This is a genomic window from Acidovorax sp. GW835-FHT14B10 (assembly GCF_058793725.1).
Genome location: NZ_JBXAGC010000010.1, coordinates 13519 through 35956, shown reverse-complemented (window position 1 = coordinate 35956; position 22438 = coordinate 13519). Strand labels below are relative to the sequence as shown.

Sequence of the window (22438 nt, the reverse complement as noted above, 5' to 3'; positions counted from 1 at the left end):
TCGTCTCTGCATCAGTGACCGGCACCCGCGTCGCTGGAAGCGCTGGTGGTGACCGACAAGGTGGTGTTGGTGGGGCGTCCGATTACGGATGCCTGCAATGCGGCATCGGCCAGCCAGAACTGCTGCTGTGAGTCCAAGGCCGCCGTGACGGCACCGACCTGGTCGCGCGCATCGGCCAGCAGTTCGAACGCGCTGATCAGCATGCCGTTGTAGCGAAGCTGGTTCTCCTCCGCGATCACCTTGCGCACCGGAACCACTTCGTCGCGGTAGTGCCGCGCCACGTCGTAGGCCGTTCGATAGGCCGAATAGCTTTCGCGCAGGCTGGAGCCCGCGGAACGCACCGTGCCTTCAAGCTGGTTGGCGGCCGCCAGCGTTCGAGCGTTCATCGCATCGCGCTGCATTCCGCCCCAGTCAAAGAGGGGTAGGCGCACATCGATTTCCCAGCCGCGTGCGGTGGAGCGGGTGCCCTCGGCATTGTCAAATGTCGTGTTGCGACGCCCAGTGAGCTCGATATCGGTGAAGCTGGTCACCATGTTCAGGCCTTGGGCCTTGGCCGCGCCATCCAGCGCGGTCTGCGCCAGGCGAATGTCCAGGCGTGCCTTGGTAGCGAGCGAGCCAACCGCCTGCGGATCCAGTGCTTGCATGGGGAGATCAGGTAGACGTTCCGGAAGCTTGAGCGCCTGCGCCTGGCTTTCATCCAGCCCCAGCAAACGTACCAGTTCTTCCCGGCTGGCCGTGACCTGGTGCTGGGCCGTGCTCAGGCGGGTGGCGGCATCGGCATAAAAAGCCTGCTCGCGTGCGCGGGTGATGCGGTTGAAGTTACCCACGCTCTGCATGCGTTTGGCCAGTTCAGCTCCGGCCTCTGCACTGTCATAGACCTGCTTGGCATACTTGAGCGATTGCTGCGCCGCTACGGCGCGCACCCAGGCCTGGCGCACGCGCGTGACCTGGTCCACCACGTCGCTGGTCAAACGCAGCTGAGACTGCTCGATTCTCCGGGTGGCGACACCGTAGCGGGACGGCAGGGTCAGCAGATCCAACAGGCCAAAGGAGAGCGCACGCCCCAAGTCCAGCTCGACGCCGGCCGTCATGCGCTCAAAACTGAAGATGGGATTGGCAATCCGGCCTACCTGCGCGGCGTCCGCTGACTCCCCCCAACCCTGCGCCAGCAGGGTCTGCAGGGACGGGCTGTTCACCAAGGCCAACTGGACGGCATCTTTCTGATTTAGGGTCTCCGCCAGCAAGGTTTGAGCGGCCTGCGCTCGCTGGTCGCGCTCCTCCTGGGTACGAGCCAGGGCGAGTTTCCCATCGGTGAAGCTACCAGCCTCGTCGTTAACGCGGCCGATGTTCTGCTCCAGGCTGACGCTGGCACAGCCGGTCAGCACCGCCAGTCCGAGTGCAGATAGAGCGAGTTTGGCGTGAGTGGCACGCAAACGCATCATGGTTTTTCTCCCCCGTGATGGCCAGAATGCGGGTCGGTGACGGGAGCAGCGTCCTTGGCGGACCCGGGCTGGCCGGACTTGATTTCTTTCGCATAGGCGCGCCAGCCGCCGATTTCACCCACCTTGTCGTTCGCCGCCTTCCAGGGCTGGACGGACTGCTCCTTGTAGGCCTCGTAACCCGAGAGGGCTGATCGGTACGAGAGCAGGTAGCCCACCTTCGCGGTTTCGACCTCTGGCATCTGTGCAAATGCCAAGGATGGCACCATTAGTGCGGCGCCCAGCCAGAGGCTTGAGGTAGGTCGTGAAAGCCAGAGATTGTTCATGGATTTGTGATGCATTTTTGACTTATGTCATTGTGCAAACGACTAGCTGTCAAAGGCATAACGGCTTCATTACATCTTTGTCATGATCGAGCGGGGTGAGGGGTAACCCCTCACCCCTCTTACACCACCGTACGTGCGGTTCCGCCTACGGCGGTTCAAGTGAAACGCTGGAGGTGTTGGTGGATGGTCAACTACCGATACAAGCCCCACGCCTGTGAAGTATTTGGGCGGCAGTGCGGCGACCATGTGCCTGGCCCCGAGGTTCCACCAGGGGCCGCGCCAGTTGACGCTGGAGCGCCGTGCGCGCAGGGCATCAAGCCCGTAGCGTCGCATCTGCGCTTCTCGCGTCCGTGGCCGCTTCCACTGCGCTCCCGGTTGTCAGAGCTGCCGATCCGTTATCTGCCCGACAGCCAACTGGAGCAGAACCACGCGTCCATGAGCCGCTATGGCTCCAGCACCAAACTGGTGTTCGAGATTTCGCAACTGCCGTAGACCACGCTCCCTTTGCGTGGTTCCTGCCAACCTTCATGCTTTGCGGTGCACACCACTGCGCGTACCGGCAACTCACGGCAATGTCGGCAAGATGACGTTTCTGTTATCCATAGCCGTGCAATTGAACGGCTTACGCACCAGTTGCAGGGCTTCTTGATCGGCTGGCGAAACTTACTATTTCGTATCGATCGCTGGTCTATTTCTCCCGCAAAAAAGGGCCCCTCATAACCTCCGTCAGTTCGACAATGGACACACCATGAACGTCATCACAAACCCGCTTGGCGCACTACTGCCAGTCATTCCGGTGGGCAAGTTGGTGTCCAAAGCACCCATAGTTCAGGACGGTGGATTTTTGGACGCGATGAAGCAAGCGTTAGCGACCACGAGCCAATTGCAAAGTGAATCTGGGCGCCTGAGCCGCGAGGTCACGTTCGGCAACCCTACTGTCAGTCTTGAAGAAACGATGCTTGCAGGAGTCAAGTCGAACATTGCATTTCAGGCCACGCTGCAGAGCCGAAACCGAATTGTTCAGGCTTACACCGATGTAATGAACATGCAGGTCTGATGCGCCGAAGGCGAAGCAGTAAAAATGCAGGTAATGAGCGCACTCGTTGCTGAAATCGCCGGCTCACGTGGCGAACAAGCTGGAGTTGGAGCCTTTTTGACAAAGGCCCCTCCAGCTTTAACTGCTGACCGCCTGAAGAGCCGTTTTAGTACCGGGGTGTTGGAGCACCGAGCCCATGAACTGGGCTGGTGGCTCCATGCGCTGCTCGCACTGTGTGTTGTCCTGTTGTACTGGCTGGCTCATACTGCCGAGGCCGGAAGTCGCGACGTCGATGTGCACTGACGGCGACCAAGACATGCACATCCTAGCCATCAACGCCGGCAGTGCGACCCTCAAGTTCGGGGTTTTCGACCCGGCATCGGCCATGCCCGTGATCGAGTCGACGATCGACCATCCCGCAGTTGATGCCGCGGCGTTTGACGAGATCAAGCAGCAAGTACGAAGTTCCGGCGTGACGTCGCTCAATGCCATCGGCCACCGTGTCGCACACGGTGGCCCCTTCTTGCGCGAGGCGGCTTTCGTGGACGCAAAAGTCGAGCACGAGATCGACCAGGCTGCTGCGCTGGCGCCGCAGCACAACCCCGTTGCACTGGCCGGCATCCGCATCGCGCGCGAGCGTTGGCCAGGCGTGCGCCACGTGGCGGTCTTCGACACCGCTTTTCATGCCGGCATGCCAGAACACGCCTCATGCTATGCCGTTCCGCAGTCATGGCGCGCAGTTGGGGTGCGGCGATTCGGGTTTCATGGCCTGTCGCACCAGAGCGTACTGGCGGCTGTCAGTTCCGCGTTGATGCGGCCTCCATCCGAACTGCGCATCGTGAGCTGCCACATCGGCAATGGGGCAAGTGTCTGCGCGATCGACCGTGGCCGCTCTGTCGACACCTCGATGGGGATGACGGCCCTGGAAGGTCTGGTGATGGGCACACGCAGCGGGGACCTCGACCCCGGCGTGCCAGGCTATGTCGCGCGTACCCTGGGCTTGTCACTGGTGCAAATCGAAGCGGCGCTTTACAGCGACAGTGGACTGAAGGCGTTGTCGGGTGTGGGCTCGGACCTGCGCGAGATCGAGAGTCGCGCGCGGGATGGTCATGCTGCTGCCCAAATGGCGTTGCAGGTCCATGCCTACCGCGTGCGCAAGTACATCGGTGCCTACGCCGCGGCGATGGGCGGCTGCGATGCGGTGGCTTTCACGGGCGGAGCAGGGGAAAACTCCCCGACGCTGCGTTGCCGCATTCTGGACGGCCTGGAATTCCTTGGCCTGCATCTGGACGAGGAGCGCAATCGCGCCTTCAGTCCGGCATCCGAAGTCTCCCAGCTTCAGGCGTCACGGTCCTCGGTCGCGGTGCTGGCCGTGCGTGCGCGCGAACAGTGGGTGATCGCGCACGAGACTGCCAGGTTGTTGAATGGTTCGGTAAGTGCCGAACACGAAATCGATGGATAGGGAGAGCACCGTGGTCAACAACAGCCCCGTTCTCGGCGTCGCCCACAAGCCGGTCCATCCTTAGTAGAAAAATGGCATGACGTAGGGAAAACTAAGCGCGACCAAGACCAACACGGCGACGAACCAGAAAATGAGCTTGTAGGTGGTGCGCACTTGCGGAATCGCGCACACCTCGCCCGGCTTGCAGGCTGCGGTCGGTCGGACGATGCGCCGCCAGGCAAAGAACAGTGCAACCAGCGCCGCGCCGATGAAGATCGGCCGATACGGCTCCAATACCGTCAGGTTGCCGATCCAAGCGCCGCTGAACCCCAAGGTGACCAGAACCAGCGGCCCCAGGCAGCAGGCCGAGGCGAGGATGGCAGCCAGCCCGCCGGCGAAGAGCGCCCCGCGCCCGTTTTGTGGTTCAGACATGCGCGTGTCCTTTCGAATTTAAATTGGATAGCGTAACCTTACTTCCGTAGTCATGTACGGAGTCAAGCAATATGGAAAACAATTTGGAAAATCTGACCATCGGCGTTTTCGCCAAGGCGGCCGGGGTCAACGTAGAGACCATCCGGTTCTATCAGCGCAAGGGCTTGTTGCCGGAGCCGGACAAGCCTTACGGCAGCATCCGCCGCTATGGCGAGGCGGATGTAACGCGGGTGCGGTTCGTGAAATCAGCCCAGCGGCTGGGCTTCAGTCTGGATGAAATAGCCGAACTGCTGCGGCTGGAGGATGGCACCCATTGCGAGGAAGCCAGTAGTCTGGCCGAGCACAAGCTCAAGGACGTGCGCGAAAAAATGACTGACTTGGCGCGTATGGAGTCGGTGCTTTCCGAACTTGTGTGTGCCTGCCACCTGCGGCAGGGGAATGTTTCTTGCCCGCTGATTGCTTCACTGCAAGGGAAGAAAGAACCGCGCAGTACCGACGCGGTGTAGCCAAGGGAACTACGCCTAACAGGCTGCTGAAATACTACCCCTACGGCCGAACCTGCTCAGCGGCTGCAAGTGCGTTTGTCGCAGCAGTTTCCGTATTCTGAAAGTCAGCCCGTAAAACCAGGTGTTTTCAGCCGCAAACCACGGTTTTCTGCTCTTTTGGCCTTCACATCTGCCCCTGCAGACGGATTTGCCCCAGGCTGCGCAACCGCGTGAGGTTGTAGCCCGCCATCGTCAGCACAAACATCTGGTCCACCTTCTTGATCCCGCGCACCAGCACCTGGCGCATGTGCCCCACCGTCTTGGCCCAGCCAAAGCCTTGTTCGATCAGCTTTCTCTTTTGCTGGGAGATGGCGTAGCCTTCGCTGCCCGCGATCCTGTCAGGCACCGCCGATTGACGCCCTGATTTGTTCTGCGCCACATGGGGCAGCACGTTCATCTCTTGCAGCGCGTCGATGAACTCCCTGGCGTCGTAACCCTTGTCTGCGCCCAGCGTGATCGTGATGGGGTCATCGCCGGGCAATGCCTGTCGCGCATCGTTGATCATGGCCTTGGCCGCTTCGCGCTCTGCATATCCGTCGGCCTGTGTGACCACGGCGCTGACCACCAGCCCGTGGCGGTTGTCGGTGAGTGTGTGGCCCATGAAGCGCAGTTCGCTGGCAGTCTTGCCCTTGCGGTACAGCCGTGCATCCCCGTCCGTGGTGGATTCATGGGTGTCGTTGCTGCGCTTTTGGTCTTTGAAGTTGCCCGCGTCGGTATCGTCGTCGCCCTGGCGGTCTTTGCGCACAAAGCTCTTGTGGCCCGCCCAGGCCTGGATCAGGGTGCCATCCACGCTGAAGTGCTCGCCCGAGAGCAGCTCCTGCTCCTGGGCTTGTTGCACGATCTGGTTGAAGAATTCGATGACCGCATCGTGCTCGATCAGACGTTCGCGGTTCTTGCTGAAGACGGTGGGCACCCAAACGGCATCGTCCATGGCCAGGCCAATGAACCAGCGAAACAGAAGGTTGTACTGGGTCTGCTCCATGAGCTGGCGCTCCGAGCGCACGCTGTAGAGCACCTGGATGAGCATGGCGCGCAGCAGCTTCTCGGGGGCAATGCTGGGACGCCCGCCTTTGATGTCAGCCGCATACATCTGACCAAACAGGTTGTCCATGTTCGCCAGGGCCTTGTTGACCATGATGCGGATCACCCGCAGGGGGTGATCAAGGGGCACGAAGTCATCGAGATGGCGCATCGTGAACAGGCTCTCGGTGAAGGTGTCGGCTCCGCGCATGGATGGCTCGTCTGTCTGGTCAGTGGGGGGCTTGATTGTCACGGCTGGGCGGCTGTCGCGGACTGTCGGTGGGGAGTATTTCAGCAGCCTGGTAGGAGCGGCGCCTTGTCGGGTTACGCTGCGCTCAACCGACTTTGAGCAGGTTCTTACGAGCTGGCCTTTCCTGTGCGGTGGTGACTTCCGGGTGATTTCCGGGTGATGTGGTGTGGGGCGGCAGGGTGCACCGGGTCGCGGGTGGCTGAACGGCGGGCGGCCTACAGGCCGGCGGCGGCTTCTCTCCAGCCGCTTACCAGCAAGGCCAGGGGGGCCAAGGCGGCGAACCCCAGAACGATGCGGTGGAACACCGGGCCTGCCCTGTGCGCTTCGAGGAAGTGCCTCACCAGCAACAGCCCCTTGCCCCAAGCGATGAGGGCGATGCTCGCGCTCATCGCCCCACGGCTCAGTCCTGCATGTGCCAAGTGGGCTGCAAACACACTCAGGCACGTCAGTGCCACCATGAGCAGCCAGGCGACAAAGGTGGGTGTGGGTTTCATCATGGGCCTTCAAACTAGGGCATAAAACAGGGCAAAAATCATCAGCCACACCAAGTCGGTGGCGTGCCAGTACGTGGCCAGGGCCTCCAGACCCCGCACGTCTGTGCTGGAGTACGTCCCCACCTTGGCGCGTGCCAGGCACCACACCATGCCGCCAAGGCCCCAGCATGCATGGAGGAAGTGATTGATGGTGAGGTAGTAGTACACCACCACAAAAATCCCGCTGCTGGCATCAATTGCGTGTGCCTGGTTCCACCGCCACTCCAGCATTTTGATCACCGGGTAAAGCAGCCCAATCGCCAGCGCTGCCCCCTGCCATTGCTTGGCGCGCTGCGCATTGCCCTGCCGAAACGCCGCAATCGCCTGGGTCAGCGCATATCCGCTGGTCAGCATGACCAGCGTCACCGCCACGCCACCCCATGTCCACAAGCGCGCTGCGCCTTCCTGAAACGCCTGGGGGTGGAACCACCGTGCCACAAAGTACACGCTGAAAAACATCGTGAACTCCAGATACTCCAGGCAGACGGCCACCCACATGCCTTTGAGCCCCGGCAGCGAATCACTTGGAACTCGGGCGGCGGATGTGTTCGCCGGTGTCTCCGGCACGGGTGTTTGCAAAGTCAAATCGCTCATGGGCTGTGCCTCTCACCACCTGGGCCGGTGGTCTTTCTTGGCAAGATCTGTGGCGCAAGCCACTGCGGTAAAGGCCCGACTGCGGGTGCTCCGTCTGCTGACACAGTTCCTTGCCCGTCTGCTCCAGTATACGGAGTTTGGCGGCGTGTGCACCGTATCAGCCAGGCCGCTTTGGTTGCGTAGCAGAAACTGACATACATCATGTTGGGAGGCTGCCTGCACGTTGCCGGTGCCGAACGTCAGCCCGTGCATCGCAAAGCCCCCAGCCCCCACCAAACCCACTACATTGCGTGCATGACCGTATCCCGCCTTCAACGCTTCTTTCCCTTCCTGGCCGTTCTTGGCTCCGACACTTCCCTGGGGCTCGGCACCTCGTGGGCCAAGCAGGTGTTGTTTCCGGCCGTGGGCGCGCAGGGCACCACCGCGGTGCGGGTGGGGTTGTCGGCGGTGTTGATGCTGCTGTGGCGCCCCTGGCGCTGGCGCCTGTCGCGGGCCGATGCCAAGGCCGTGGCCCTGTATGGCGCTGCGCTGGGTGCCATGAACCTCATGTTCTACATGTCCATCCAGACCCTGCCATTTGGCCTGGCAGTGGCCATCGAGTTTGCCGGGCCGCTGGCGGTGGCCATCTGGTCATCGCGCCGTGCCATGGATTTTGTGTGGGTGGCGCTGGCCATGGTGGGCCTGGGCTTGCTGTTGCCCCTGGGGCTGAGCGGCAGCACGCTGGACCCCGTGGGGGTGATGTATTCGGTGGGCGCCGCTGTGTTCTGGGCGCTGTACATCATCTACGGCAAACGGGCCGGGCATTTGCACGCGGGGCAGTCGGTGTCGCTGGGCCTGCTGGTGGCGGCGATGGTGGTGGTGCCCGTGGGCGTGGTGCATGCAGGCGCTGCGCTGCTGTCCCCCTCGGTGCTGCTGGTGGGCTTGTGCGTGGCGGCCATTTCCAGTGCCATTCCCATCTCGCTGGAAATGATGGCCTTGAAGCGCCTGCCCAAAGAGGCCTTTGGCATCATGATCAGCATGGAGCCCGCCGTGGCCGCGCTGCTGGCACTGCCGCTGCTGGGCGAGCACCTGAGCGGGGTGCAGTGGCTCGCCATTGGGTGCATCGTGGCGGCGTCGATGGGCAGTGCGGCCACCGCACGCCAGTCCGCTGCTGTGGCGGTGCAGCCTCAGTCGGCGTGATGCCGGGTGGCGTTGCGGGCGAGGGCTGGCTCGTTGGGGCCGTGTTGGCGAGCTACCAGGGTGTCATTGCTCACCTTTTGATAGCTGCTGGCGCTTGATGGGCAAGCGCTAGCAGGCTGCTGAAATACTCCCCAGCGTCCGAACCTGTTCAGCGGCTGTAGCCGCATTTTTCCGTATCCTGAAAGTCAACCCCTCAAAATCGCCTGCTTTCAGTCGCAAAGCACGGTTTTTTTACCCCTTTTGCCTTCACATCTGCCCCTGCAGACGGATTTGCCCCAGGCTGCGCAACCGCGTGAGGTTGTAGCCCGCCATCGTCAGCACAAACATCTGGTCCACCTTCTTGATCCCGCGCACCAGCACCTGGCGCATGTGCCCCACCGTCTTGGCCCAGCCAAAGCCTTGTTCGATCAGCTTTCTCTTTCGCTGCGAGATGGCGTATCCTTCGCTGTCTGCGATCACATCGGGCACCGCAGATTGGCGCCCTGACTTGTTCTGCGCCACATGGGGCAGCACGTTCATCTCTTGCAGCGCGTCGATGAACTCCTTGGCGTCGTAACCCTTGTCTGCGCCCAGCGTGATCGTGATGGGGTCATCACCGGGCAGTGCCTGTCGCGCATCGTTGATCATGGCCTTGGCCGCTTCACGTTCAGCATATCCGTCGGCCTGTGTGACCACGGCGCTGACCACCAGCCCGTGGCGGTTGTCGGTGAGTGTGTGGCCCATGAAGCGCAGTTCGCTGGCAGTCTTGCCCTTGCGGTACAGCCGTGCATCCCCGTCCGTGGTGGATTCATGGGTGTCGTTGCTGCGCTTTTGGTCTTTGAAGTTGCCCGCGTCGGTATCGTCGTCGCCCTGGCGGTCTTTGCGCACAAAGCTCTTGTGGCCCGCCCAGGCCTGGATCAGGGTGCCATCCACGCTGAAGTGCTCGCCCGAGAGCAGCTCCTGCTCCTGGGCTTGTTGCACGATCTGGTTGAAGAATTCGATGACCGCATCGTGCTCGATCAGGCGTTCACGGTTCTTGCTGAAGACAGTGGGCACCCAGACTGCGTCGTCCATGGCCAGGCCGATGAACCAGCGAAACAGAAGGTTGTATTGGGTCTGCTCCATCAGCTGGCGCTCCGAGCGCACGCTGTAGAGCACCTGGATGAGCATGGCGCGCAGCAGCTTCTCGGGAGCAATGCTGGGGCGCCCGCCTTTGATGTCGGCCGCATACATCCGGGCAAACAGCTCGTCCATGTTGGCCAGGGCTTTATTGACCATCACACGGATCACGCGCAAGGGGTGATCGGCGGGCACGAAGTCATCGAGGTGGCGCATGGTGAACAGGCTCTCGGTGAAGGTGTCGGCTCCGCGCATGGATGGCTCGTCTGTCTGGTCGGTAGGGGTGCCTTGATTGTCGTGGCAAGGCGTCAACCGAGGAGTGAAGGTGGAGGGTATTTCAGCAGCCTGCTAAGGCAGTGGATTCAAAAGTGAATTGCATGCCGCACTATGCCAGCCGATAAGTCCCTTTGCCCCGCTCGCGCACAGCCTCGGCGGCAACCAACCTCCTCATCGCCAAGCCGACGGAACCCAGAGGGATTCCCGCCCCTTGGGCAATGGTCCCCTGGGTCAAAGTCACCCAACTGCGGCGGTCCAATACCTTTTTCAGGTGCGCCAGGACCTTTTCGTCGTTTGAACTCAAGCGTTGAGGCTGGCTTGCCGTTTCCTTCGTCCGCTTTCGCAGCGGTTTGGTCTTGAGCGACTGCCGGCGCGGCGCGGGCTTGACGACCACGTCTTCTGCTTCGTCCAGGTCTCCCGCGCCTTGATGAGCATGAGAGCGCCTTCCATGGTCCGGCAACGCAACAATGACTGGCGTCTCGGGCTGCATCATTTCCGCAGCTCCTCCGTACATAGTCTTGAGTTGCTCTTCGATGCTTTGCAACTCATGCGCCATGCGCGCCACGGCGCGCAATTGGGCATAGGCGCGGTCGGCCTCGGAACTGAAGGGCTCACTGGCAACAATACCGACCACACGGCCAGCGTTGGACTGGACTTCCTGCGCGAATGCCTCTCGGGCGGTGTGCAAGCCCTCCCCAGCCTTTTGCAGGGCCAACAGGGTCGAGGGAGAAATGGACATGTGAGCTCCTGAAAAGGTATCTTGGCTTGGCATGCTGCTCGATGCTGTTGCCGTGAAAGATTGAGTTTATTGGAGAGCCCACAAGTACGCTGCACGGGAACTGTCAGAACACTGCTCCTAGAATCCGGATCGCCTGCCTGAATTCATCCGGCAGCGAATTTCGACCCACAAACCCAACAAGATCCACCATGGCAACTGCAAAGAAGACATCCACCCCCGCCAAGAAGACTACGAAAGTGGCTCCCGCCGCCAAGAAGGTCGCGCCTGTTGCCACCAAACCGGCAGCGGTTGCCATCAAGCCCATCAAGACGGTTTTCAACAAGACCACGCTGATCGCCCATCTGGTTGAGCAATCTGGTGTGGAGCCCAAGGCAGCCAAGGCAGTTTTCGCCGCATTGGAAACCGCCATCCTGGGTTCGGTGCACAAGAAGGGATCGGGTGAGTTCACCCTGCCCGGCCTGATGAAGATCGGCTTGCAGCAGGTTCCTGCGAAGAAGAAGCGTTTTGGCAAGGATCCCTTCACGGGTGAAGAGCGCTGGTTCCCCGCCAAGCCTGCATCGGTGAAGATCAAGACGCGCGCGTTGAAGAAGCTCAAGGACGCAACGCTCTGATCCAGCAATCAGGCGGGTAGGCTCGCGAACTGCGCCCGCCTGAGTGCGCCGCCCCCGGCTACGCCCCGGGGGAAAGTTACTAAACTTGAAAGCTGGACGTCCTGCTTAATCTGGGATCAGGCCCGGGCTTGTTTCTCGTCACTAGGCTGCGCAAGGCACAGACCATTCGGTTCGAGCCCAGCGAAAGACAGCGGTTGACAGTCGCAATTGTGTCAATCGTCATCCGCCTGTTTTCGGACAGATTTGACTGACAGTTGGCTCTCGCCCATGCGACGTGACCATCTGCATATTGCCAGGCCAGAAGCCACGCATCATCGTCTGACCGTTCTTGCGGCAACCCAAATGATTCACTTCGTTGGGCGGCCCACCCTCCTCCCGGCTCCTATGATCAGGCGCCGTTGGGCTCCAGGTCTATGGAGAACAGCAGCTCCTGCATCCGTCGGTGCTCCTCAGGAGTAGGCCATGCGGCATCTCCTGGCGCAGCCTCCAATTTGAACCGCCCCTCTCGGTCGAAGCGGACAAACCCATAGGTCTCGTTGACCACAGCACCCGGCACCCCATCGGCCCGAAGCCGTACATACCAGTCCGCCAGGCGCAGAGTTTGGTCCGCCAACATTGGTGCCAAGGCCTGACCCCTGGCAAGCGCCACATACAGCACATGCGGCAAGGCGTGCACGTCCCCCGCCTCGTCGAGCAGGAACACATAGGACGCGTGTTCGACATCCGGCTCGCACATTCCGCGGCCGGAGCCATCCACGGTGGTGTAGACGGGGGCAAAGCCACTGCCCGGCTGGCGGAAGTTCGTGGTTTGTCCCTGATACACGCGTGCAGCAACCCACTGAACGTCGCCGGCATAGGCGTAGGCGCGCAAATCGAATTTCATGGACTGCAGTCCCTCCGTATTCGCAATGACGCGTTCGCCCGGAGGCACGAGGGCCTGTGCTACATAGGCTCCCGTCATGATCTCCTGCCAGACCCGGCGCGTGAGTTTGTCACCTCGGTACGCGGCGCGGCTACCGAAGCCCGCCGCGGGTTTGAAGAACAGGCTACGACGAGCCGCCCACAGCCGGTCACCATGTGCCTCATCGACCACTTCGGTGCGCGGCACGTTCGCCAGCAGCACCTGCCTGTCGTCGTCAGCAACGCCCAGCTCCCGCAGCGCACCATCGTCACTGAACAAGGCCAGTCGCCGCTTGTCGGCGTATAGCGCGTGCGCCGTCGGATGGGGCGTGAGAACCGCTGCCTGTTCCAGCCAAGCCTGTCGCAGCACGGCGTTGGCAGGCAGATCCAGATAAAAATCTGTGACACGGTTGTAAACCACGTCGATGGCGAGTTCGCCGTGCCAGAGCCTGCCGTGACGGCACGCCAGCTCGGAGGGATCGACAATGATGGCCTGCAGTCCATGGCGCTCAAACAGCTGCCGGAACAGCAGGAACTCTGGATACAGGTATTGCTGCTGCGGCGCTTCGTCCACGATAGCGATCGAGACCAACGGCCGTGAGTGACCGGCCAGCCGCCACTCACGGCGGAACATGTCCACCAGCCGCTGCTCGAACGTTGCGACGGCGCCGCGGCTTGGCACCATTGCCTGCACAGCCTGACAGCAGCTGCGCTGAGCACGGGCCAGCACCGCATTCAGCATCGCACCACCAGCGTTTGTGTTGATTTCGATCAAACCGAGACGGTCTTGGTCCAGATGGAAGTCATAGCCGAAGAACACGCCCTGGGAGCCACCGGTGCCGGCCCGCGCAATGGCGGGGGCATCCGCCAAGACCTGCTCCCGGTAGGCCGGGAGTGCCACCACTGCCTCGATGGCTTGCACGACGCGGGCCATTCGTTCGAGAGGAGGCCGCGCCACGAAGACAGGCTGCGCAGCAAAAAGGTAGGGGCATCGGTCGCGCACTAGCTGCGACAAGCTCGGAGAGCCCAACTCGGCATCGAGCGCAGCCGCCAGCGCCGCAGGATCCAGGCTCAGACAGAAGCAGTCGCGGTTGAGCTTCTCAAAGGAGGTCAACTCGCAGTTTGGTGTGTTGTGCATTGAGAGAGGAGTCAGAGCAGTTGGTGAAACAAGTAGAGCGCCTCCTTTTAGAGCCTGTCCCACGCCCCGCGTCGGCGCCAGGGGGCAGCGTGATTTTCTCTGCCCATTGCACGTATTTCTGGTGCACATCAAGGAAGCGCTCATGGCTCATGCATCAAGCCCCAGAGTGGGTCGGATGGGTTGTGAATCCGTTCCCGAAGCGCGCTGTCTTCGAAGTTCAAACTGTTTGACCAGTGCGTAAAGCGCCGGAATCACAGCCAGCGTGAGCACGGTCGAAGAAATCATGCCACCGACCATCGGCGCGGCAATGCGACTCATCACTTCCGAGCCGGTGCCGGTCCCCCACATGATGGGCAGCAGGCCCGCCATGATGGCAACGACCGTCATCATTTTGGGACGAACACGCTCTACGGCGCCCTCCATGACTGCCTCGTAAAGGTCACCAACTCCTGGCTCTTTCCCTTCAGAGCGGCGTTTTTCCTTGATCTCTTCCCAGGCGTGGTCCAGGTAGATCAGCATGACGACCCCGGTTTCAGCGGCCACACCAGCCAGGGCAATGAAGCCCACAGCAACTGCGACAGAGAGGTTGTAGCCAAGCCACCACATCAGCCAGACGCCGCCAACCAACGCGAACGGCACCGACAGCATGACGATCAAAGTCTCCGTCAGTCGCCTGAAGTTCAGGTACAGCAGCAGGAAAATGAGCAACAGCGTTACTGGCACAACGAATTTCATTTTCTCGATGGCACGCTCCATAGACTCAAACTGACCGCTCCATGTGGCGTAGTAGCCGGGCGGGAACTTGACCTGGTCATTCACTGCTTTGCGCGCCTCGGCGACGTAGCCACCGATGTCACGCTCACGGATGTCCACAAAAATGTAGGCAGATAGCAACGCATTTTCGGTACGGATGCCAGGGGCGCCCTTGGCCACCTCCACGCGGGCAACCTGGCCCAGCGGAATCATGGCTCCATCCATGGTCGGCACCAGCACTTCGCGGGCGATCTGCTGCGGGTCAGACCGCAATTCGCGTGGGTAGCGAACCGTAACGCCAAAACGCTCTCGCCCTTCCACCGTGGTGGTCACCATGTCACCGCCGAGCGCCGTACCAATGACCTCCTGGAGATCACCCACCGCCAGACCGTAGCGTGCCAGTTGGGCGCGGTCGGGCTCGATGTTCAGGTAGAAGCCGCCTGTGATCCGCTCCGCGAATGCCGAGGTGGTGCCGGGCACAGATTTCACTACGGTCTCGATCTCCCGCGCCAGGCGTTCCATTTCGTTCAAGTCCTTGCCGAAGACTTTGATACCAATGGGTGTGCGGATACCGGTGGACAGCATGTCGATGCGCGCCTTGATGGGCATGGTCCAGGCATTGGAGACGCCAGGAAACTGCAGCGCCTTGTCCATCTCGGCGATCAATTTGTCGATGGTCATGCCAGATCGCCACGCTGACTCCGGCTTGAGGTTGATGACCGTCTCGAACATCTCGGTCGGTGCTGGGTCGGTGGCCGTGTTGGCCCGTCCTGCCTTACCGTAGACCGATTCAACCTCTGGAAAACTCTTGATGATCTTGTTTTGCGTCTGAAGCAACTCGGCGGCCTTGGTGATCGACATGCCCGGCAGCGAAGCAGGCATGTAGAGCAAAGTGCCTTCATTGAGCGTCGGCATGAACTCGGACCCCAGCTTGCTGGCCGGATAGAACGACACCCCAAGCACGACCAGGGCAATGGCAATGGTCACCTTCTTCCAGCGCATCACTCCAGCGATGATGGGTCGGTAGACCCAGATCAGGAACCGGTTCACCGGGTTACGGGACTCCGGCATGATGCGTCCGCGAATGAAAATCATCATGAGCACCGGCACCAGCGTCACCGACAACAGCGCCGCTCCTGCCATAGAAAACGTCTTGGTGAACGCCAGCGGTGAGAACATGCGCCCCTCCTGTGATTCGAGCGTGAACACGGGCAGAAACGACACGGTGATGATCAGTAGCGAGAAGAACAGTGCCGGGCCAACCTCCTTGCACGCGGCGATCATGGCCTCGACCCGCTGCTTGCTGTTGTGCTCGGGTGGGAGCCGCTCCAGGTGTTTATGGGCGTTCTCGATCATGACGATGGCCGCATCCACCATGGCACCGATCGCAATGGCGATACCACCCAGACTCATCAGGTTGGAATTCATGCCCAGCAAGCGCATCGCGATGAATGAGATCAGCACCCCTACGGGTAACATCAAGATAGCCACGAGGGCTGAACGGACGTGCATGAGAAAGACCATGCAGACCAAGGCAACGATCAGGCTCTCCTCAATCAGCGTTCGCTTGAGCGTATCGATGGCCCGATGAATCAGGTCAGATCGGTCGTAAACAGCCTGGATGCTGACGCCCTGCGGCAGCCCTGCCGAAACTTCGGTAATTTTCTCCTTCAGGTTATGGATGACTTCCAGGGCGTTTTGGCCATAGCGGGCCATGGCGATGCCCGAGACCACCTCCCCCTCCCCGTTGAGTTCGGTCAGGCCGCGCCGTTCATCGGGAGCGAGTTCAACGCGAGCGATGTCTCGAATCAATACTGGTGTTCCTTTTTCGGCCTTGACGACCAGGTTCTCAATGTCCGCCGCGCCGCGCAGATAGCCCTTTCCGCGCACCATGTACTCTGTCTCGGCCATCTCCACCACACGGCCGCCGACGTCACGATTGGAGTCGCGCACGACCTGTGACACCTTGGCCAAAGGAATGCCGTAGGCCCGCAGCTTCACCGGGTCGACGGTGATCTGGTAGGTCTGGACAAAGCCACCGACGGATGCCACCTCAGCGACGCCATGCGCCTTGGTCAGCTGGTAGCGCAGGTACCAATCCTGCAAAGTTCTCAACTCGGCCAGCGTCCGGTCCTTGGCGATCAAAGCGTACTGGTAGACCCAACCCACACCGGTGGCATCAGGGCCAATTTGCGGCGTGACCCCCTTGGGCATTCGACTGGATGCGAAATTGAGGTATTCCAGCACGCGCGAACGCGCCCAATAGATGTCTGTGTCATCCTCAAAGATGATGTAGACGAAGGACGCTCCAAAGAAGGAAAAGCCGCGCACCACCTTGGACTTGGGTACCGACAGCATGGCGGTGGTCAAGGGATAGGTGACCTGATCCTCAACCACCTGGGGCGCTTGTCCAGGGTATTCGGTGTAGACGATGACCTGAACGTCGGACAAGTCCGGCAGCGCGTCCAGAGGCGTTCGCAACACAGCGAACACCCCTGCGACAATGACAAACAGCGTGGCAAGCAGCACCAGGAAGCTGTTTCTTCCTGACCAGTCAATGATCTTCGCGAGCATGTTGTTCCCTGAAGATCAGTTATGGCCGGCGTGCGGAGTGGCCGCCGCTTTGCCCACGGGTTTCACGGAGGTGACCACCCATTCACCCTGTCCACGCTCAACGAACTCGAAGACCACCGCTGTGCCAGGTTGCAAGCCCGTCATCAGCCCGTTGTTGGAGACCTTGAACTCCATGGACATTGCGGGCCATTTGAGGGAGGGTATGGGACCATGGGCAATGGTCACCGTGCCGGCCTTCGCATCAGACTCCTCCACCCTGCCCTCACCTTGGTGCCCGACGGCGGCAGCGGGCTTGCTCGCATCAGGGGTGCCTTGTGCTTCCGACTTAGTTCCATGTGAGGAGTGCCCAAAGCCGCCCACGGCCGCCTTGAGGTTGGCTTCTGCATCGATCAGGAAATTGGCAGCGATGACCACCTGCTCACCCTCGCGAACGCCCTCGGTGACTTCAATGCGGTCGTCGCTGCGTGCGCCCACTTTGACATCGCGGGGTTCGAATCGTCCCTCCTTGAGCTGCACCAGGACGATCTGGCGCGTGCCGCTGTCAATCACGGCCGAAGTCGGCACCGTCAAAACCGCCCCCTTGCTGGCGGTCGGAAGTTCCACCTGGGCAAACATGCCAGGCTTGAGCAAGCCACCCGTGTTCGACAAGTCCACGCGCACCTGCACCGTTCGGGTTTCAGGCTTCAGGGTGGGATACACATAGCTGACTGTCCCCTGGAACACCTTGTCTGGGTAGGCATTGATTTGCACCTTGGCCTTGCCCCCCGACTTGACCAAGCCGATGTCTTGCTCGAAGACATCGGCGATGACCCAGACCGAGGACAGGTTGGCGACTTGGTAGAGCATTTCGCCCGGCATGAATCGCATACCTTGGATGGCCTTCTTGTCGGTGATGATCCCTGCCACTGGTGAGCGAAATGTCAGCGTGCGGCGTGCGTCGCCGGATTTGGCCAAGGTCTTGACCTGCTCGTCCGAGATATCCCAATTGCGAAGCCGCGCCAGGCTGGAGTCGGCCAGCTCACGCATGCCACGCTGTGCCTCACCAGAGGCATCCTTCAACGCGTCAACACCCTGTGCCGCGATGGCGTACTCGCGCTGAGCAGACACCAGTTCGGGGCTATATACCTCGAAGAGTGGCTGCCCCTTGTTCACCGTCTGCCCGGTAACGTTGGCATGCAGACGCTCAACATAGCCCTCAAATTTGGCAGCAATGGTGAAGGTCTGGCGCTCGTCTGGTTCAATGCGTCCGGCGGCACGCACTACCTTGTCCAGAGAGCGAAGACTCACCGCCTCGGTGCGAACGCCAAGTTTCTGAATCTTTTCGGTGCTGATGCGAATTTGATTGGAGTTGGTTTCTGCTTCTTCCTGCTCTCCCTCGTAGACCGCGATGTAGTCCATCCCCATTGGATCTTTTTTCGGTGTGGGAGATGTGTCGGGCAACCCCATCGGGTTACGGTAAAAAAGTACCTTGCGCTCCTTCTTGGTAGGACCGGCAGAGGCGCCCTGCGACGCAGTCTGGTCACCACTGCGGGCTTCTGATTGGCGCTGTCCCATCCAATAGCCACCACCCGCCGCCAACCCTGCGGCGACGATAGCCAGGAATACGCCGGCCTTGAAACCTGTTGTCATTGTTCTTCTCCCACGATGCGTTCAATTTCGGTAAGCCGCTTCTGCGCTTCCACGCCGGCTTTGATCTGATTCAGTTTGGACTGACGAATCTGGCGCTGCGCGTCCAGCAAGGTCGCAAAATCCACCTTGCCCGTCTGGTACCCAGCCAGCGCAGAGCGGAAGGTCAACTCCGACTGCGGCAAGAGACTTTCGGTCGTTAACGCCAGAGAGCGCCGGGCGGACTCAAAACCTGCCACGTTGGCGTAAAGGTCTGCCAGGACTTGATTCGTGACGACTTCCTGGCGTGAGCGTGCAGCGGCCAACATGGCCTCGGACTCCCGCTCCTGGGCGCGCCGCGAATCTTGCTGCAGGGGAATATTCAACTCGACCATCAGCTCCCACTCTTTGATCGAGCCTCGGTACTGAATCGGAGAGATACCGACGTTGAAGTCGGGATAGCGGTTCTTGTAGGTCAGCTCGCGGTTCTTCTCGGCCGCCCTGATCTGGGACTCTTCCGTGCGCAGCAGCGGATTGTTCATCCGGGCGCGCCCTTCCAGCGCTGCGAAGCTGACTTGCTCCGGCGACGGCAAGGCGCGGATCTGCTCGGGTGCAGCCAAAATCTCCGAGGTCGGACGCCCCACGAGCGCATTCAACTTGGACTGGAGTTGGCGACGCTCAGCGTCCAGTGCAATCAGTTCGTTGCGCATTGTGGACTGCTCCACCTGCGCACGGATCACATCCTGTTGCGCAGCAAGCCCGCCCGCATAGCGGACCTGCGCGACTTTTTCCAATCGCGCCATCAGGTCGAGAATTTCCCGCGACAAGCGATCGTTCTGGTCCAGGTAATAGAGCTCGGCATAAGTCGTCTTGATCTTGCCAGCCAGTTCAACCCAGGCGCCTGCTGCACGGCTTCTCGCAGCTTGTGCTTGTGACTCAGCCACCTCACGCTTCAGACCGCGTTTGCCCATCCAGGGAAAATCCTGCATCAGCACGTAGCGGGTGCTTCCGACGCGCCCTGGCAATAGCGTGGGGTTTTGTTCTCCCATGCGCGTGATGTCACGCAATTCGGTTCGGAATTTAGGATCCGGCAAGGCGCCTGCTGGCGCGACGCGCTCTGCTGCCGCATCCGCATCAAAACGCATGCTGGCGATTTCTGGGTTTCTATCCCTGGCCGCTTGCAGCAACCCTTCGACACTCGATCCCAGCTTGGCCTCCTGGGCCCGAACCATCGGGCTCAAGGCGAGAGCGACCAGCACCACACCCAACGACAGGCGAAACCTATTCGGCATCAGGACCTCCCTTGGCGGCACGCAAGGCAACATTCAACTGGTCAACCACTTCGGCCCAGTCCGCATCCTCCAGAAGCTCTTCGCGCAACAGAGTCGCCTGAGCAGGCGTCCAGAATGGCGCATCGGCCAGCAGCACATCGGGCGGCAGTGGAGCGTGCTCCTCCAAGAACTCCCTAATGCCTGCCGCGTCCATGCGCAGGCCGAGTTGGGCAAATAGTTCAGAGAAGCGATGAAATGACTTTTCCATAGCGGTGGTCCCTATTGTTTAAATACAAAAATTCTGAAGACGTGGCCGGTGGACGCTCACGAAAACGTCAAGCTCAACACCAATACGACCACTCCCGACGCCATCGCGCCCAGGTAGCCGAAAACAACCGATTTACCGACCTGCGCGCCGCCTGTCGTCCAGGCGATGCCGACCTTTGCCACCATGTTTGCCAATGTCGCGAGACCGAGCGCCGTGACGGTGGCGCCCGTGGACAATCCACCGGCACCATGCAGCCGAGCGACCGAGATCAAGATCGCATCCACGTCGGCAAGGCCTGAAACCGCCGACAGCACATAGAGGCCGCTGGTGTCCAGCCACTGCTTTGCCGCTGGCACCAGGACGCTCATGACAGCGAGCAGCACACCGAAACCGAGCGCGGTGCCAAGGTCGAATGGCGCCATCGCGCCGACAGCGCCCTCCCCCACTACAGTGCGGTCCAACTTGCGCCACCCCCATAGCGCAATACACAGCAGTGCCACGCCAGTGACCACCAGGGCGCTGCCGAAGGTGGACAGCAGCGCCGGCTGGATGACACCCAGCAGAACGACCATGCGAAAAAACATGACGCCACAGGATGCCAACGTGCCGGCTACCGCCGCGCCTGTCAGCGAAGGCTGCTCGCGTGCGTAGCGAGCCAAAGCCAACGTGGTTGCGGTGGAAGATGCCAGTCCTCCCAGGATCCCGGTCCACAGCACACCCCTTTGCGCGCCGGTGATCCGCATGGCAAAGTGACCCGTCAGCGACAGGCCCGCAATCAGGATGACTGCCCACCACAGCTGGTACGGATTGAGCGCGGCATAGGGCCCGAGGCCCGTATTGGGCAGGTAAGGCAGGATGACCATGGACAACACCAGCAGTTGCAGCGATGCAGTCAATTCGCGGTGATCGATCAAACGCAACCAACCGTGCAAGGTCGGCTTGAGATCCAGCAACACAGCGCCAACCACTGCTGCCGACAACGCCAAGGTGATGTTGCCGTGTGCCGCAAAGGCACCCAGGACCAGAGTGAGAAGCATCGCCACCGGGGTAGTGGCACTCAGGTTACCCGACAGTTTGGCGTTACGGGCGTAGGACACCGTCAGCAGCAGGGCGAGTCCGAGCAGCGCACCCAGCAAAGGCCAAGCGCCGAAATCTGGCTGCAGATGCCCAAGCACGCCACCGAGCAGTCCGGTCAGCGCAAAGGTGCGCAGGCCTGCAACACGTCCACCCTCCGGCAATTCGCGATCGTGCCAGCCGCGCTCCAGGCCAATCACCAGACCGACAGCAAGCGCGGCAACCAAGCCCGGGGCGCCCGGGGGGAGTTCGTAGCTGTTCATCGGTGCTCTACGTTGATGGCCTGCGTAGCCGCATGCACGATCTTGCGCATGCCAGGCACCAGGACCGCACTACCGGTATAACGCGAGTCTCCATTGAACAGCGCCACCTCATCGGTCCAATCCAGGCTCAGCATAAGTTCCTCACGCAGCATCGCACCCTCGGTCACTGATTTTCAGGTTGTTGTACTTCGCATTGGTATCCACCTACCTTGTGTGAATGCACGTTATGCATTTTGCGAGACCAAGGCTGACCGGAATATGTTTCAAAGATTACATCTTTGTCATGCACTTCTTGGAGCGTGGCATATCAGCCACCGATGAACGTTGGCGCGTTTGATGGCCACATGGGCCCGCACAACAGTGTTGCGGAAGTTCAACTTGGATGTGGTGATGGCGTCCCTGGCGCCCGAATTGATCTCGTGACGCTTGACTCATTCGTTAAGAGTTTGGGGCACGCAGCCAATCTTGGGTTCGCGCCGGCCGGATCGCCCGATCGGCACAGTTGGCCCCCAGCTTCATTGGAGTCTGCACAAACGGTGCGGCAGTGAGCGTGTCATTGGAAAGCGTCAGCCGCTGCAGCAGCCACCCTTGCCACGTTCCTGGATCGGCGGACAAGGCACTGAGCCGTAAGAACAGTACACACAGCAGTCACCCGACTTGGGCTTTAGCACGGTGTGACATTGCTCGCACTCGTAGAACCACTGGCAGGCGTCCGTGGGCATCGTCTCTGTCTTGGCGTGGCCGCACTCGGGGCAGGTCAGCGTCGATTCCAGTATCACCGCAGTCACTTGGCGTCTCCCAACACGGTCGCGGGATACCCTGCGTTCCTAGTGGCGCGTGTGAGGACCTCGACATTCGCCTTCGTATCATCGAACGTCACCTTGGCCTCGCGCCGATCCAGATTCACGTCGATCTTGCTGACGCCGGATACCTTGGTAAGCGCCTTCTTGACTGTGATCGGGCAGGTGGCGCAGTTCATATCGGGCACGGACAGCGTGACACTCTGCGTGGTAGCCCAGAGGGGCGAAGCAGAAGCGGCCACCATGGCCAGAGCAACGAGTTTTTTCATAGCA

Annotated in this window: 24 protein-coding genes; 7 read left to right on the top strand and 17 right to left on the bottom strand. The window is 60.8% G+C overall.

Annotated features, from left to right (window positions below; translation table 11 throughout):
* Nucleotides 1-11: 11 nt before the first annotated feature.
* Together AC1Q5S_RS09555 and AC1Q5S_RS09550 are read right to left on the bottom strand one after the other, a co-directional pair.
* A complete protein-coding gene (locus tag AC1Q5S_RS09555; protein ID WP_492238710.1) occupies nucleotides 12-1442 on the bottom strand; it encodes a TolC family protein in 1431 nt (476 codons plus the stop codon).
* On the bottom strand, nucleotides 1439-1705 hold the full coding sequence (locus AC1Q5S_RS09550) for a hypothetical protein (RefSeq protein ID WP_422204160.1): 267 nt from the start codon (nucleotides 1703-1705) through the stop codon (nucleotides 1439-1441). Before AC1Q5S_RS09550 ends, AC1Q5S_RS09555 begins: the two co-directional genes overlap by 4 nt.
* A gap of 243 nt (nucleotides 1706-1948) precedes the next feature.
* Between AC1Q5S_RS09550 and AC1Q5S_RS09545 the strand changes: the two genes are divergently transcribed.
* The 4 genes from AC1Q5S_RS09545 to AC1Q5S_RS09530 all read left to right on the top strand — a co-directional run bounded on the left by AC1Q5S_RS09545 (nucleotide 1949) and on the right by AC1Q5S_RS09530 (nucleotide 4263).
* Complete coding sequence (locus tag AC1Q5S_RS09545; RefSeq protein ID WP_005794613.1) at nucleotides 1949-2257, top strand: hypothetical protein; 309 nt, start codon at nucleotides 1949-1951, stop codon at nucleotides 2255-2257.
* Nucleotides 2258-2513: 256 nt separating this feature from the next.
* A complete protein-coding gene (gene fliE / locus AC1Q5S_RS09540) occupies nucleotides 2514-2822 on the top strand; it encodes a flagellar hook-basal body complex protein FliE (RefSeq protein ID WP_013722284.1) in 309 nt (102 codons plus the stop codon).
* A gap of 33 nt (nucleotides 2823-2855) precedes the next feature.
* Complete coding sequence (locus tag AC1Q5S_RS09535; RefSeq protein ID WP_172734524.1) at nucleotides 2856-3104, top strand: hypothetical protein; 249 nt, start codon at nucleotides 2856-2858, stop codon at nucleotides 3102-3104.
* Nucleotides 3105-3117: 13 nt separating this feature from the next.
* Nucleotides 3118-4263, top strand: coding sequence for an acetate/propionate family kinase (locus AC1Q5S_RS09530; protein ID WP_180987928.1), 1146 nt, complete (start codon nucleotides 3118-3120; stop codon nucleotides 4261-4263).
* 60 nt (nucleotides 4264-4323) lie between these two features.
* Here AC1Q5S_RS09530 and merT read toward each other — a convergent pair whose 3' ends face one another.
* Nucleotides 4324-4674 (bottom strand): mercuric ion transporter MerT, encoded by a 351-nt coding sequence (gene merT / locus AC1Q5S_RS09525; protein WP_012806011.1) that lies wholly within the window; start codon nucleotides 4672-4674, stop codon nucleotides 4324-4326.
* 71 nt (nucleotides 4675-4745) lie between these two features.
* On the opposite strand from merT, the gene merR reads away from it, so the two are divergent.
* Nucleotides 4746-5180 (top strand): mercury resistance transcriptional regulator MerR, encoded by a 435-nt coding sequence (merR, locus tag AC1Q5S_RS09520; protein ID WP_005798840.1) that lies wholly within the window; start codon nucleotides 4746-4748, stop codon nucleotides 5178-5180.
* 163 nt (nucleotides 5181-5343) lie between these two features.
* Here merR and AC1Q5S_RS09515 read toward each other — a convergent pair whose 3' ends face one another.
* The 3 genes from AC1Q5S_RS09515 to AC1Q5S_RS09505 form a co-directional block, all read right to left on the bottom strand.
* On the bottom strand, nucleotides 5344-6450 hold the full coding sequence (locus AC1Q5S_RS09515; RefSeq protein WP_492238709.1) for an IS5 family transposase: 1107 nt from the start codon (nucleotides 6448-6450) through the stop codon (nucleotides 5344-5346).
* Nucleotides 6451-6704: 254 nt separating this feature from the next.
* The gene (locus AC1Q5S_RS09510; RefSeq protein ID WP_492238708.1) at nucleotides 6705-6983 is read right to left on the bottom strand and encodes a hypothetical protein; all 279 of its coding nucleotides are present in this window, start codon (nucleotides 6981-6983) and stop codon (nucleotides 6705-6707) included.
* 9 nt (nucleotides 6984-6992) lie between these two features.
* Nucleotides 6993-7616, bottom strand: coding sequence for a cytochrome c oxidase subunit 3 (locus AC1Q5S_RS09505; RefSeq protein ID WP_492238707.1), 624 nt, complete (start codon nucleotides 7614-7616; stop codon nucleotides 6993-6995).
* 294 nt (nucleotides 7617-7910) lie between these two features.
* Between AC1Q5S_RS09505 and AC1Q5S_RS09500 the strand changes: the two genes are divergently transcribed.
* The gene (locus AC1Q5S_RS09500) at nucleotides 7911-8795 is read left to right on the top strand and encodes an EamA family transporter (protein WP_492238706.1); all 885 of its coding nucleotides are present in this window, start codon (nucleotides 7911-7913) and stop codon (nucleotides 8793-8795) included.
* A gap of 246 nt (nucleotides 8796-9041) precedes the next feature.
* Here AC1Q5S_RS09500 and AC1Q5S_RS09495 read toward each other — a convergent pair whose 3' ends face one another.
* On the bottom strand, nucleotides 9042-10148 hold the full coding sequence (locus AC1Q5S_RS09495) for an IS5 family transposase (protein ID WP_492238705.1): 1107 nt from the start codon (nucleotides 10146-10148) through the stop codon (nucleotides 9042-9044).
* 130 nt (nucleotides 10149-10278) lie between these two features.
* Nucleotides 10279-10908: a hypothetical protein gene (locus tag AC1Q5S_RS09490; RefSeq protein WP_086926367.1), complete on the bottom strand. Its 630-nt coding sequence runs from the start codon at nucleotides 10906-10908 to the stop codon at nucleotides 10279-10281.
* 188 nt (nucleotides 10909-11096) lie between these two features.
* On the opposite strand from AC1Q5S_RS09490, the gene AC1Q5S_RS09485 reads away from it, so the two are divergent.
* Complete coding sequence (locus AC1Q5S_RS09485) at nucleotides 11097-11519, top strand: HU family DNA-binding protein (protein WP_492227209.1); 423 nt, start codon at nucleotides 11097-11099, stop codon at nucleotides 11517-11519.
* A 388-nt stretch (nucleotides 11520-11907) separates the two neighbouring features.
* Here the strand turns inward: AC1Q5S_RS09485 and AC1Q5S_RS09480 are convergent, their stop codons facing one another.
* From AC1Q5S_RS09480 to merP, 9 genes are all read right to left on the bottom strand, one after another.
* On the bottom strand, nucleotides 11908-13557 hold the full coding sequence (locus tag AC1Q5S_RS09480; protein ID WP_291324367.1) for a hypothetical protein: 1650 nt from the start codon (nucleotides 13555-13557) through the stop codon (nucleotides 11908-11910).
* Between the two features lie 147 nt (nucleotides 13558-13704).
* Nucleotides 13705-16884, bottom strand: a complete 3180-nt coding sequence (locus AC1Q5S_RS09475; RefSeq protein ID WP_024815539.1) for an efflux RND transporter permease subunit — start codon at nucleotides 16882-16884, stop codon at nucleotides 13705-13707.
* A gap of 15 nt (nucleotides 16885-16899) precedes the next feature.
* Nucleotides 16900-18513 (bottom strand): efflux RND transporter periplasmic adaptor subunit, encoded by a 1614-nt coding sequence (locus AC1Q5S_RS09470; protein WP_492238704.1) that lies wholly within the window; start codon nucleotides 18511-18513, stop codon nucleotides 16900-16902.
* Entirely contained in the window at nucleotides 18510-19781 is a 1272-nt protein-coding gene (locus AC1Q5S_RS09465; RefSeq protein ID WP_369825320.1) for a TolC family protein, read from the bottom strand. Before AC1Q5S_RS09465 ends, AC1Q5S_RS09470 begins: the two co-directional genes overlap by 4 nt.
* Entirely contained in the window at nucleotides 19771-20028 is a 258-nt protein-coding gene (locus tag AC1Q5S_RS09460; protein ID WP_086926362.1) for a DUF2789 domain-containing protein, read from the bottom strand. The genes AC1Q5S_RS09465 and AC1Q5S_RS09460 overlap by 11 nt, the downstream gene beginning before the upstream one ends.
* A 56-nt stretch (nucleotides 20029-20084) precedes the next feature.
* Complete coding sequence (locus AC1Q5S_RS09455; protein ID WP_492238703.1) at nucleotides 20085-21365, bottom strand: MgtC/SapB family protein; 1281 nt, start codon at nucleotides 21363-21365, stop codon at nucleotides 20085-20087.
* Entirely contained in the window at nucleotides 21362-21499 is a 138-nt protein-coding gene (locus AC1Q5S_RS09450) for a hypothetical protein (RefSeq protein WP_198314822.1), read from the bottom strand. Before AC1Q5S_RS09450 ends, AC1Q5S_RS09455 begins: the two co-directional genes overlap by 4 nt.
* 432 nt (nucleotides 21500-21931) lie before the next feature.
* The gene (locus tag AC1Q5S_RS09445) at nucleotides 21932-22153 is read right to left on the bottom strand and encodes a GDCCVxC domain-containing (seleno)protein (RefSeq protein WP_406564148.1); all 222 of its coding nucleotides are present in this window, start codon (nucleotides 22151-22153) and stop codon (nucleotides 21932-21934) included.
* Nucleotides 22150-22434 carry a mercury resistance system periplasmic binding protein MerP gene (gene merP / locus AC1Q5S_RS09440; protein WP_087748590.1) on the bottom strand — a complete coding sequence of 95 codons (285 nt, stop codon included), beginning with the start codon at nucleotides 22432-22434 and terminating at the stop codon, nucleotides 22150-22152. Before merP ends, AC1Q5S_RS09445 begins: the two co-directional genes overlap by 4 nt.
* Nucleotides 22435-22438: the final 4 nt, after the last annotated feature.